General features: G+C 75.0%; 11 protein-coding genes. 2 read left to right on the forward strand and 9 right to left on the reverse strand.

The features are described 5' to 3' along the window. Window positions 1-18: 18 nt before the first annotated feature. From CHC04_RS04320 to clpB, 3 genes are all read right to left on the reverse strand, one after another. On the reverse strand, window positions 19-1,683 hold the full coding sequence (locus CHC04_RS04320) for a molybdopterin-dependent oxidoreductase (protein ID WP_176449826.1): 1,665 nt from the start codon (window positions 1,681-1,683) through the stop codon (window positions 19-21). Between the two features lie 171 nt (window positions 1,684-1,854). Beyond that, a complete protein-coding gene (locus CHC04_RS04325; RefSeq protein ID WP_089402703.1) occupies window positions 1,855-2,472 on the reverse strand; it encodes a hypothetical protein in 618 nt (205 codons plus the stop codon). Window positions 2,473-2,669: 197 nt separating this feature from the next. Next, window positions 2,670-5,267 carry an ATP-dependent chaperone ClpB gene (gene clpB / locus CHC04_RS04330; RefSeq protein ID WP_089402704.1) on the reverse strand — a complete coding sequence of 866 codons (2,598 nt, stop codon included), beginning with the start codon at window positions 5,265-5,267 and terminating at the stop codon, window positions 2,670-2,672. Between the two features lie 187 nt (window positions 5,268-5,454). Here clpB and CHC04_RS04335 point away from each other — a divergent pair, with 187 nt between their 5' ends. After that, window positions 5,455-5,928, forward strand: a complete 474-nt coding sequence (locus CHC04_RS04335) for a MarR family winged helix-turn-helix transcriptional regulator (protein ID WP_089402705.1) — start codon at window positions 5,455-5,457, stop codon at window positions 5,926-5,928. A gap of 95 nt (window positions 5,929-6,023) precedes the next feature. Further along, a complete protein-coding gene (locus tag CHC04_RS04340; protein ID WP_089402706.1) occupies window positions 6,024-6,464 on the forward strand; it encodes an OsmC family peroxiredoxin in 441 nt (146 codons plus the stop codon). A gap of 70 nt (window positions 6,465-6,534) precedes the next feature. On the opposite strand, the gene CHC04_RS04345 is transcribed toward CHC04_RS04340, so the two are convergent. The 6 genes from CHC04_RS04345 to grpE form a co-directional block, all read right to left on the reverse strand. Next, window positions 6,535-8,142, reverse strand: a complete 1,608-nt coding sequence (locus CHC04_RS04345) for an MFS transporter (RefSeq protein ID WP_245816983.1) — start codon at window positions 8,140-8,142, stop codon at window positions 6,535-6,537. 47 nt (window positions 8,143-8,189) lie between these two features. Beyond that, window positions 8,190-8,663: a MarR family winged helix-turn-helix transcriptional regulator gene (locus CHC04_RS04350; protein ID WP_089402707.1), complete on the reverse strand. Its 474-nt coding sequence runs from the start codon at window positions 8,661-8,663 to the stop codon at window positions 8,190-8,192. Between the two features lie 155 nt (window positions 8,664-8,818). Further along, window positions 8,819-9,340, reverse strand: coding sequence for a MarR family winged helix-turn-helix transcriptional regulator (locus CHC04_RS04355; protein WP_245816984.1), 522 nt, complete (start codon window positions 9,338-9,340; stop codon window positions 8,819-8,821). Further along, window positions 9,337-9,810, reverse strand: coding sequence for a heat shock protein transcriptional repressor HspR (locus CHC04_RS04360; protein ID WP_176449827.1), 474 nt, complete (start codon window positions 9,808-9,810; stop codon window positions 9,337-9,339). The genes CHC04_RS04355 and CHC04_RS04360 overlap by 4 nt, the downstream gene beginning before the upstream one ends. Further along, a complete protein-coding gene (gene dnaJ / locus CHC04_RS04365; protein ID WP_089402708.1) occupies window positions 9,807-11,072 on the reverse strand; it encodes a molecular chaperone DnaJ in 1,266 nt (421 codons plus the stop codon). Before dnaJ ends, CHC04_RS04360 begins: the two co-directional genes overlap by 4 nt. Window positions 11,073-11,118: 46 nt before the next feature. Continuing rightward, on the reverse strand, window positions 11,119-11,706 hold the full coding sequence (grpE, locus tag CHC04_RS04370) for a nucleotide exchange factor GrpE (RefSeq protein WP_245816985.1): 588 nt from the start codon (window positions 11,704-11,706) through the stop codon (window positions 11,119-11,121). Window positions 11,707-11,843 lie beyond the last annotated feature (137 nt).

The following is an 11,843-nucleotide window of genomic DNA, read 5'->3' on the forward strand; positions in this document are numbered from 1 at the left end:
CCGTCCGGGCGGGGACCGCTACCTCGCGATCACCCGGGTGGAGTGCAGGCCGCTGGCCCCGTCGGGGAAGGGCCGGGCGCGCTGCTCGGTCTGCACCTCGCCGTCGGCCGCGGTGGCGCGGACGGTGAGCTGGTAGGAGCCGGGGGCGAAGTCGTGGGGCAGCACCCACTGCCGCCACACGTCGACGCCGGCCTGCGGGGCGAGCTCGGCCTCCTGCCACGCGCCGTCGTCGACCCGGACCTCGACGCGGGCGATGCCGCGGCCCTGGGCCCAGGCCACCCCGGCGATCGGCCGGCGGCCGGCGGGGAACGGGCGCAGCGGGGCGGGGGTGTCGATCCGCGAGGCCACCTTGACCGGCCCCTGCGCGGCCCAGTCGCGCTCGACCCAGTAGGCGTCGAAGGCGTCGAAGGTGGTGGCCTCGATCGAGGTCAGCCACTTGCAGGCCGAGACGTAGCCGTACAGCCCCGGGACGAGCATCCGGACGGGGAAGCCGTGCTCGACCGGCAGCGGCTCGCCGTTCATCCCGAAGGCCAGCATCGCGTTCCCGACGTCCAGGGCCGCACGGGTCGGGGTGCCGATGGTCATCCCGTCGGAGGAGCGGCAGACCAGCTGGTCGGAGTCGGCGGAGACGCCGTTCTCGCGGAGCAGGGCGCCCAGCGGGACGCCGGTCCAGCGGGCGGTGCCGGCCAGGCCGCCGCCGACCTCGTTGGAGACGCAGGTGAGCGTGACGTCGCGCTCGACGACGTCGTCGCGGTCGAAGAGGTCGGCCAGCGTGTAGCTGCGCGGCGCGTCGAACATCCCGGAGAGGGTCAGCCGGTAGGCGGCCGGCCGGATCTGCGGAACGGTGATCGCGGTGTCGACCCGGTAGAAGTCGCGGTTGGCGGTGAACAGCGGGGTCAGGCCGGCCACTCGCTCGGCGAGGTCCGCGCCCGGGGGCAGGGCCGGTGCCGGTGACGACGGCGCGGGCAGCACCAGGCCGCCGCGGTCGGTGCTCACGTCGAAGCGCCGCTGCAGCAGCCGGCCGCCGCCGCCGGTGACCGCGGCCGCGCCGAGCGCGACACCGCCGGCGACGACGAAGCGGCGGCGGTCCATGCCGGCGCCCTTGCGGTCGGCCATGGCGAGGGCGCCGCGCAGCCGCTCGAGGACGTCGTCGTCGGCCGTGCCGGGGACGGCCCGCTCCCCGGCCGGCAGGGTCAGGGGGACGAGCAGCAGCAGGAGGGCGGCGGTCCCGGCGAGCGCGCCTCCCACCGAGGGCAGGGCGTCGAGTGCGGACCCGGACGGGCGGCTCATGGCCGCGAGGGCGCCGACGCCCCCGAACAGCGCGATCCCGGCGACCCCGGCGGCGCGCGAGCGCAGCGAGACCAGGCCGACGAGCAGCGCGTAGACGGCGACGACCGCCAGCGTGCCCACGACGAGGGCGACCTTGTCGTTCTCGCCGAACGTGCTGACGGCGAACTGCTTGACCGGCTCGGGCACCAGGGTGATGACCGCGTCGCCGACCGCGACGACCGGGGAGGACGCCGGTCCGACCAGGCCGGCCACCAGCTCGGCGACGCCCAGGGCGACGGCGGCGGCCAGCAGGCCGGCGAGCGCGGCGAGCAGCCGGCGCGGGCCGCGACCGGCGGCGGGGTGCGCCCCGTCCGGTCCGGTGGCCGGCGCGGGGGCCTGCTCGGTGGTGGTCACACCCGGGGTTCGGGACGGCACGGCGAGCGGTTCACCGGGGTCGGTCACGATGCGGTAACGGACCCGCCGGCTCCCGGGAGGGGAGCCGGCGGGCCCGTGACGGTCTGGAACGGCCTCCCTGCAGGGGCCCGCCGCGAGCGTGCGAGCGATGGGGGGCAGGGAGGTCCTCCATCAGCGGCCGCGGGCGCGCTGCCAGCCGCGGTAGCGGTACCACTCGTTGGCCGGCTTGGCCGCGAGCGCGACGACGCCGACCACGATGAGCACCGTCTGCACCAGGGACAGCACGGTGAGCAGGCCGCTGGTGGCGGTGGCCCCGCCGGCCAGCCCGACCAGGCTCGAGAGGACCGCCAGGCCGCCCAGGACCCACAGCACGATCCGCGCCCAGTTGCGGCCCTGCCAGGCGAACCAGATGAACAGCAGCTGCAGCCCGATGAAGACCAGCGCGAACACGACGCCGGCGGTGACCACACCGGCGGCGGTGGCGTCGCTGACGCCCTGGTAGTCGGCCGGGTCGAGCCCCTGGTCGACCAGCGCCTGGTCGACGAGCTCGTCGAACTGGGCGAAGGTGACGATCGCGCCGAGGACGCCGAGCAGGGTGCTGGCGAGCCACGCGCCGACGCCGAGCCGGACCGCCTGCGGGCGCTCCACCGGCGCGGGGGCGCCCCACGAGTCGGGTGCGGCCGGCGCGGAGCCGTAGCCGCCGTAGGGGGCCTGGCCGTACGGCTGCTGGCCGTACGGCTGCTGGCCCGGGGGCGGCTCCCAGCCCTGCGGGCCCTGTCCTGCGGTCATCGCGGTGCGTCTCCTCCGTGTCGGTGCTCGGCGGGGATCATGGTCGACCGCGCGGGGTCCGGCCAGCACCCCCGACACGCGACGGGCCCGCCGCGTCCCTCGCGGGAGGACGGCGGGCCCGGTGAGGTGCTGGAACGGCCCCGTCGCAGGGCCCCGGGGCGCGCGGAGCGCGTCCCGGGGGGCGACGGGGTCCCTCGTCAGGCGCGGGTGACGGTCAGCCCGGTGTCGGCCGCGTCCCCGGCCAGGTCGGCCGGCCAGTCGACGACGACGCCGTCGCCGTCGCGGATCTCGCCGGCGAGCAGCGCCCGCGCCAGCGGGTCGCCGATGGCCGACTGGACCAGCCGCCGCAGCGGGCGGGCGCCGTAGACGGGGTCGAACCCGTTGAGCGCCAGCCACTCGCGGGCGGCATCGGTGACGGTCAGCGTCAGCCGGCGCGCGGCCAGCCGGCGGGCGAGCACGCCGACCTGGATGTCGACGATCCCGGCCAGCTCCTCGCTGCCCAGCGCCCGGAAGACGACCACGTCGTCGAGCCGGTTGAGGAACTCCGGCTTGAAGTGCGACCGGACGACGTCCATGACCGCCGCGCGGCGGGCCTCCTCGGGCAGCGACTGGTCGGCGATGACCTGCGAGCCGAGGTTCGACGTCAGGATCAGGATGGTGTTGCGGAAGTCCACCGTCCGCCCCTGGCCGTCGGTGAGCCGGCCGTCGTCGAGCACCTGCAGCAGCACGTCGAAGACGTCGGGGTGGGCCTTCTCCACCTCGTCGAGCAGCACCACGGTGTAGGGCCGCCGCCGGACCGCCTCGGTGAGCTGACCGCCGGCCTCGTAGCCGACGTAGCCCGGGGGCGCCCCGACCAGGCGGGCCACCGAGTGCTTCTCGGAGTACTCGCTCATGTCGATGCGGACCATCGCCCGCTCGTCGTCGAACAGGAACTCCGCCAGCGCCTTGGCCAGCTCGGTCTTGCCGACGCCGGTGGGGCCGAGGAACAGGAAGGACCCGGTCGGCCGGTCGGGGTCGGCGATGCCCGACCGCGCCCGGCGGACGGCGTCGGACACCGCGCGGACGGCGTCGGGCTGGCCGACGACCCGCCGGCCGAGCTCGTCCTCCATCCGCAGCAGCTTCGCCGTCTCGCCCTCGAGCAGCCGGCCGGCGGGGATGCCGGTCCAGGCCTGCACGACCTCGGCGATGTCGTCGGGGCCGACCTCCTCCTTGAGCATCGACTCGCCGGTCTGCACCGACTCCTCGGCCGCGGTCAGCGAGCGCTCCAGCTCGGGCAGCCGGCCGTAGCGCAGCTCGGCGGCACGGGCCAGGGCGCCGTCGCGCTCGGCGCGCTCGGCCTCGGTGCGGACGGTCTCGAGCTCCTCCTTGATCCGCTGGATGCGCTCGATCGCCGACTTGTCCTGCTGCCAGCGGGCGGTCAGCTCGTCGAGCTGCTGGCGCCGGTCGGCCAGGTCGGCGCGCAGTGCCGCCAGCCGGTCCTGCGAGGAGGGGTCCTCCTCCTTGGCCAGCGCCATCTCCTCGATCTCCATGCGGCGCACGGCGCGCTCCACCTCGTCCACCTCGACCGGCCGGCTGTCGATCTCCATCCGTAGCCGGCTGGCGGCCTCGTCGACCAGGTCGATCGCCTTGTCGGGGAGGAAGCGGGCCGTGACGTACCGGTCCGAGAGGGTGGCGGCGGCGACGATCGCGGCGTCGGTGATGCGGACACCGTGGTGGACCTCGTAGCGCTCCTTGAGGCCGCGCAGGATGCCGATCGTGTCCTCGACGGAGGGCTCGCCGACGAACACCTGCTGGAAGCGGCGCTCCAGCGCAGGGTCCTTCTCGATGTGCTCGCGGTACTCGTCGAGGGTCGTGGCGCCGACCATGCGCAGCTCGCCGCGGGCGAGCATCGGCTTGATCATGTTGCCGGCGTCCATGGCCGAGTCGCCGGTGGCGCCGGCGCCGACGATGGTGTGCAGCTCGTCGATGAAGGTGACGACCTCGCCCTCGGACTCGGCGATCTCCTGCAGGACGGCCTTGAGCCGCTCCTCGAACTCACCGCGGTACTTGGCACCGGCGACCATGCTCGCCAGGTCCAGCGCCATCAGCCGCTTGCCCTTGAGGCTCTCGGGGACGTCGCCGGCCACGATCCGCTGCGCCAGCCCCTCGACGATCGCGGTCTTGCCGACGCCGGGCTCGCCGATGAGGACGGGGTTGTTCTTCGTGCGGCGGGAGAGCACCTGCACGACGCGGCGGATCTCGGTGTCCCGGCCGATGACCGGGTCGATCTTGCCGTCCCGCGCGCGCTCGGTGAGGTCGACGGCGTACTTCTCCAGCGCCTGGAAGGTGCTCTCGGGGTCGGCGGTGGTGACCTTGCGGGTGCCGCGGACGGTGCGGAAGGCGGCCAGCAGCGCGTCGCGGGTGGCGCCGGCACTGGTCAGCACGGCACCGGCCTCGCCGTCCGAGCCCGCCAGCCCGACCAGCAGGTGCTCGGTGGAGACGTACTCGTCACCCAGGGCGCTGGCCTGCTCACCGGCGGCGTTGACCACCCGCAGCAGCTCGCGCGACGGCGAGGGCGCTGCGACGGTGGCGCCGCTGACGCTGGGCATGCGGCGCAGGGCGGCCTCGGCCTTGGCCCGGACGTCGGCCGGGTCGGCGCCGACGGCGCTGAGCAGGGGGCCGGCGATGCCGTCGGTCTGCTGCAGCAGCGCGACGAGCAGGTGCAGGGGCTCCAGCGCCGCCTGCCCCCGGTCGACCGCCAGCCGCTGGGCGGCCGCGAACGCCTCCTGCGAACGGGTGGTCAGCTTGCTCTCCATGGTGGGTCCGGATGGTCCTCTCGTCGGGGTCGCCGGGACGGTCCCCGGCGCAACGGCGTGTCGACGGGTGCAACGGCCGGGAGGTTGAGTCTGTTCCACTCAAGTCCGGCTCGTACCAGCCGATCGCGACGGCGCGAATCCGGCACAACTGCATGCCGCGCCACTATTTGGTCCCTACACTCAGAACATGGAACAGACGAGCGTGGAGGGCCGCCTCCCCGCGCCGAGCGTGGCCCTGGACGACCAGCTGTGCTTCGCGCTCTACGCGGCGTCGCGAGCGATGACGGCCCGGTACCGGCCGATGCTCGAGGAGCTCGGCCTCACCTATCCGCAGTACCTGGTGATGATGCTGCTCTGGGAGGAGGACCAGCAGACCGTCGGCCAGCTCGGCCAGCGGCTGGCCCTCGACAGCGGCACGCTGTCGCCCCTCCTCAAGCGGCTGACCGCCGCCGGCCTGGTCACCCGCCACCGGCGGGTGGAGGACGAGCGCTCCGTGGCGATCGCCCTCACCGACGCCGGGCGGGCGCTGCGCGACCGGGCCTACGCGATCTCGCAGGACATGATCTGCGCGCTGCGGATGGACGTGGACCAGTTCTCCGACCTCAAGCAGACGCTCAACGTGCTGACCCAGCGCGTCAGCGAGTCCCCCCGGGGGTCGTGACCGGTCCCCGGTGGGTCGCTCGCCGTCCACCGGGGTAGGGCCGCGGGGTCCGACGCCGGCAGCAGTCGCCGGCTCCCCGTCCCGGAGAGGCAGCCATGCCCACCCGTACCGCACGCACCGCCTGGAACGGCACCCTCGAGCAGGGCTCGGGGCAGGTCGAGCTGTCCAGCTCGAAGGTCGGCACGTTCGAGGTGAACTTCCCCAAGCGCGCGGCCGACGACGCCGGCGGCACGACCAGCCCGGAGGAGCTGATCGCCGCCGCCCACTCGGCCTGTTTCGCGATGGCGTTGTCCAACGAGATCGGCAAGGCCGGGGGCGACCCGCAGTCCCTGGAGATCAGCGCCGACGTCACGCTCGGCCAGAAGGACGGCGCGCCGCACATCACGCGGATCGCGCTCACCGTCCGCGGTGAGGTCGAGGGTCTCGACGCCGCCGGCTTCGAGAAGGCCGCCCAGGCGGCCAAGTCCGGCTGCCCGGTCAGCAAGGCCCTCGCCGGGGTCGACGAGATCACGCTGGACGCCGCACTGGAGTCCTGAGGCGGGACGACGGAGGCCCGCTCCCCACGTGGGGAGCGGGCCTCCGCGCCGTCGGGCTCGCGCCGACGGGTCAGGCCGCCTCGGACACCGGCTCGGCCTCGCGGGCCAGCCGCTCCTCGCCGCTCTCGGTCCGCAGCGCGACCTCGCGGACGAGCAGGATGGCCGCGACGGCCACCACCGCGATGACCGCGGAGACCAGGAAGATCCGGCCGGTCGCGTCGCCGTAGGAGACGCGGATGAGCTCCTGGATGGCCGGCGGCGCGTCCTTCAGGTCCGCCAGGCCGACGCTGCCCGAGCCGCTGCCGGCGGCGGCCACCTCCGGCGGCAGGCCGGCGGTGATCAGCGTGGTGACCCGGCTGCTGAGCACCGCGCCGAGGACCGAGACGCCGATGGTGCCGCCGAGGCTGCGGAAGAACGCCACCGCCGACGACGCCGCACCCAGGTCGCTCGCGGCCACGGTGTTCTGCACCGCGAGCACCAGGTTCTGCATGGTCATGCCGATGCCGACGCCGAGCACGAAGAGGAAGACGCCGAGCAGGACCATGTCGGTCTCGTGGTCGATGGTCGACAGCAGCCCGAACCCGGCGACCACGAGCAGCGAACCGGCGACCAGGTAGCGCTTCCACCGGCCGTAGCGCGTGATCAGCAGGCCCGAGACGGTCGAGGACAGCAGGAGCCCCCCGACCATCGGGATGGTGAGCAGGCCGGCCGCCGTCGGCGAGTAGCCGCGGGAGATCTGCAGGTACTGGCCGAGGAAGACCGTCGAGCCGAACATCGCCACACCGATCGCGACGCTGGCCACGATGGCGAGGGTCGTCGTCCGGTCGCGGAACAGCCGCAGCGGGACGATCGGCTCGGCCGCCCGCAGCTCGGTCACCACGAAGGCGACGACGGCGAGCGTGCTGCCGGCGAGGAACAGCGCCGTCTCGACCGAGGCCCACGCGAACCGGTCGCCGGCGAGGGTGACCCAGATGAGCAGCCCCGAGACGCCGGCGGCGAGGAACGTGGCACCGAGGTAGTCGATGCGGACCCGGCGCTTCGTCACCGGCAGGTGCAGCGTGCGCTGCAGCAGCACCAGCGCCACCGCGGCGAACGGCACGCCCACGTAGAAGCACCAGCGCCAGCCCAGCCAGCTGGTGTCGACCAGCAGGCCGCCGAGCAGCGGGCCGCCGACGGTGGCCACGGCCATGACGGCACCGAGCAGGCCGGAGTACCGGCCGCGCTCGCGGGGGCTGATCATCGCGGCCATGGCGATCTGCACCAGCGCCTGCAGGCCGCCGAGGCCCAGGCCCTGGAGCACGCGCCAGCCGATGAGCGTGCCCACCGACTGCGACAGGCCGGCGAGCATCGAGCCGACGATGAAGACGACGATGGAGAGCTGGATCAGCAGCTTCTTGCTGAAGAGGTCGGCGAGCTTGCCCCAGATCGGCGTGGACGCCGTCGAGGCGAGCAGGGTGGCGGTGACCACCCAGGTGTACTGGCTCTGACTGCCCCGCAGGTCGGTGATGATCGTGGGCAGGGCGTTGGAGACGACGGTCGAGGACAGGAACGCCACGAACATCGCCAGCAACATCCCGGAGAGGGCCTCGAGGATCTGCCGGTGCGTCATGCGGCCCTGCTGCTCGACCGGCGCCTGCGCCGCCGGTGCGGTCACGGCGGGTTCGCGGGTGGTGGTCACGGTGCTCCTGGGTGGTTCGGCGCGGGTGGGGGACGGGCGGGTGTGCGTCACGAGGCCCGCGCGTGCGGACGCGGCGCCACGGTGCGGTCGAGGTCGGCGGCCAGCCGCTCGAGCAGGTCGCCGAGGTGGCGTGCGTCGTCCTCGTCCCAGTCGGCGAGGGCCTCGGCGGCCCACTCACCGCGGAGGGCGCGGGTCTGCGCCAGCGCGGCGGCGCCCGACCGCGAGAGCCGGATGAGGCTGGCCCGGCCGTCGCGCGGGTCGGGACGGCGCTCCACGTGACCGGCGCGCTCCAGGGCGGCGACCTGGCGGCTGGCGACCGAGACGTCGACGCCGACCTGGGCGGCCAGCGCGCTGCAGCGCTGCTCGCCGTCGCGCTCCAGCGGCACGAGCAGCGCCCAGCCGAAGGAGGGCAGCTCGCCGTAGACGGCGTCGGCGGCGCGGGTGGAGACGTGCCGGCCGCTGCGCAGCAGCCGGGCGATCCCGGCGGTCAGCCGGTCGCGGGTGGCGGGCGTGACGGGCATGGGGGTCCTCACGGGCGAGGGGGTACTTGCAGACACCAACCATACGTACAGTTGGTTGGGGTCTGCAACGATTAGCCCACGGAGACGCTCACCACACGACGACGGCGCCCGGACCGTGGTGGTCCGGGCGCCGTCGGCGTCGTGCGAGTGGTGGGTCAGCCCCCAGGCGCCGCCTGCGCCTCGCGGGCCTCCCCGATCCGGTTGAGCCGCGCCAGCAGCTCGGCCAGGGTGGCGACGTCGTCGGCCGGCCAGCCGGACAGGTCGGCCTCCCAGCGGGCGCGGCGCGCCTCGCGGATGCCCGACAGTCGCGCCGCGCCCTCCGCCGAGGGCCGGAGCACCTGGGCCCGCCCGTCGGCCGGATCGGGCTCGCGGTCGACCATGCCGAGGGCGACCAGTGACGACACCTGCCGGCTCACCGTGCTCTTGTCCAGGCCCAGCCGGGCGACGAGGTCGCTGGCGCGCAGCGGGCCGCCGTCGGCGAGCAGCGCCAGCAGGCCGTAGGCGGCGCCGTCCAGGTCGGGGTGCAGTTCGCGGGCCAGCCGGGCGGAGATGGCCCGCGACCGGCGCAGCAGCAGGCCGATCTCGCGCTCGAGGCGCACGAAGGACTCGTGCTGCTCCGCACCGGTGCTGCCCACGTCCCACTCCACGACGGTGGTGCCGCCGGGGTTCCCGGTCACCGGGACTCGCGCGGCCGCCAGACGACCAGCGCGGAGGTCGCCTGCCGCATCGGCACCAGGTCGGCGCGGCTGTAGGAGGCCGCGAAGGTGCCGTGCAGCGCCGCCTCGGACGCCGCCCGACGGCGCTCGGACTCCTCGAGCTCGCCGAGCAGCTCGTGCACCCGCTGCTGCAGCGCCTCGACCTGCGACTCGAGGTCGATGATCCGCTTGATGCCGGCGAGGTTGACGCCGTCCTCCTGGGACAGCCTCTGGACCTCCCGCAGCAGGGCGACGTCGCGGGGGCTGTAGCGGCGGCCGCCGCCGGGCGTGCGCCCCGGGGTGACCAGACCCAGCCGGTCGTACTGGCGCAGCGTCTGGGCGTGCATGCCGGCCAGCTGGGCGGCCACGGAGATCACGAAGACCGGCGCGTCGTCGGCGACGGCCCGCGCGCCGTCCCGGCGGTCGCGCTCCTCGGCGCCCGGCGCGCTCACCGGGTGCTCCCGCCCTCGGCACTCCCCCGCCCGGCACCCGCCCGCTCGGCACCCGCCCGCTCCACGGCCGCGGTGATCTGCGGGCGCGGGTCGCCCAGCTCGGCGTCGAGGGTCTTCACGGCCCGCTCGGCCTCGGCCGAGAGCCGCTGCGGCACGGCCACCTCGACGGTGACCAGCAGGTCGCCGGACCGGCCGCGGCCCGGCACGCCCCGGCCGCGCACCCGCAGGGTGCGCCCGCTCGCGGTGCCCGCGGGCACCTTGAGCGTGACGGTGCCGTCGAGCGCCGGCACGGTCAGCGTCGTGCCGAGCACCGCCTCGGGGAAGGTGATCGGCACGGTGAGGGTGAGGTCGTCGCCCTTGCGGCCGAACAGCTCGTGGTCGCTGACGTGCACGACGACGAACAGGTCACCGGCCGGGCCACCCCGTCGTCCCGGCGCGCCCTTGCCGGCCAGCCGGATGCGCTGGCCGTCCTTGACGCCCGCGGGGATCCGCACGGTGATCGTGCGGGTCTGGGTGGTGACGCCGTTGCCCGCGCAGGTGGGGCACGGGTCGTCGACCACCTGGCCGGTGCCGCGGCAGTTGCGGCAGGGCTCGGAGAACGCGAAGGCGCCCTGGCTGCGGCTGGTGACACCGGCGCCGCCGCAGACCTCGCAGGTGTGCGGGCTGGTGCCCGGCTTGGCGCCGGTGCCGGCGCAGGTCGGGCAGGTGCCCGGGCTCTGCATCCGCAGCGGCACGGTGACGCCGAGGACGGCCTCGTCGAACGACAGCGTGGCCTCGGTCTCGACGTCCTGGCCGCGGGCCGGCCCGGACGCCGCCTGCGAGCGCGCCCGGGCCGAGCCGGCCGTGGTGCCACCGCCGCCGCCGCCGCCGAAGAGGTTGCCGAACAGGTCGCCGAGCCCGCCGGCCCCGGCCCGCCCGGCGTTGCCCGCGGCGCCGAAGAGGTCGCCGAGGTCGAAGGACTGGCCGCCGGCCGCCGACCCGGGGAAGCCACCGGGGAACCCGGCCCGGGCCCCGGCGCCGCCGGCGCCGAACAGCCGCCGGGCCTCGTCGTACTCGCTGCGCCGCTTGGGGTCGGAGAGCACGTCGTAGGCCTCGGAGACGTCCTTGAACCGGGCCTCGGCGTCGGCGTTGCCCGGGTTCTTGTCCGGGTGCAGGTCCCGGGCCAGCTTCCGGTAGGCCTTCTTGATCTCCGCGGCATCGGCGTTCTGGGAGACGCCCAGCGCCTTGTAGTAGTCCTTCTCGATGAAGTCCCGAGTGCTCATCGGGCGCCTCCTCTCCTCGCGTCCGGCGTCGCTGGTCGGTGGCCGGTCAGCCGGCGGCCGGGGTCTCCCCCGGCGCGGCCTCGGGAGCCGGGTCAGCGCCGGCCGCGTCCCCGGTGGCGCCGTCACCGGCCGTCGCAGCGGCACCGGACGGCTCGCTCACCGCCACCATCGCCGTCCGCAGCACCCGGTCCCCGCGGCGGAAACCCTGCCGCAGGACCGTCGTCGCCGTCGGCACGCTGACGTCGTCGGACGTGTCGTGCAGGACGGCCTCGTGCATCGCCGGGTCGAACGGGTCGCCGGCGACGCCGAAGGCCGACACGCCCAGGCCGTCGAGCAGCCCCAGGACGCGGTCGGCCACGACCTTGAAGGCGCCGGTCAGGTCACCGTGGTCGCGGGCCCGCTCGATGTCGTCGACGATCGGGAACAGCTGGGCGGCGAACCGCTCGGCGGCCTGGTCGACGACCAGCGCGCGGTCGCGGTCGACCCGCCGCCGGTAGTTGGCGTACTCGGCCGTGACCCGCTGCAGGTCCTCGGTCCGCTCGGCCAGCTGGCGCGACAGGTCGCCGTCGCCGGCCCTGTCGTCGGCCGTGCTCTCCTGCACGGGCACCTGGGTGACCGTCTCGTTCTCGCTCATGCGCTCCCCTGGCGATGGGTGGTCAGGTGTCTGTGCCGGAGTCGGGCCCGGCGGGGCGCCGGCCGGCTGCTGGCCGGCCGGCGCCCGCACCGCGCCGCTGACGGGGTCGATCCGCCGCTTGTCACGGATCACGACCC

The sequence above is a fragment of the Geodermatophilus saharensis genome, assembly GCF_900188205.1.
Lineage (GTDB): Bacteria > Actinomycetota > Actinomycetes > Mycobacteriales > Geodermatophilaceae > Geodermatophilus > Geodermatophilus saharensis.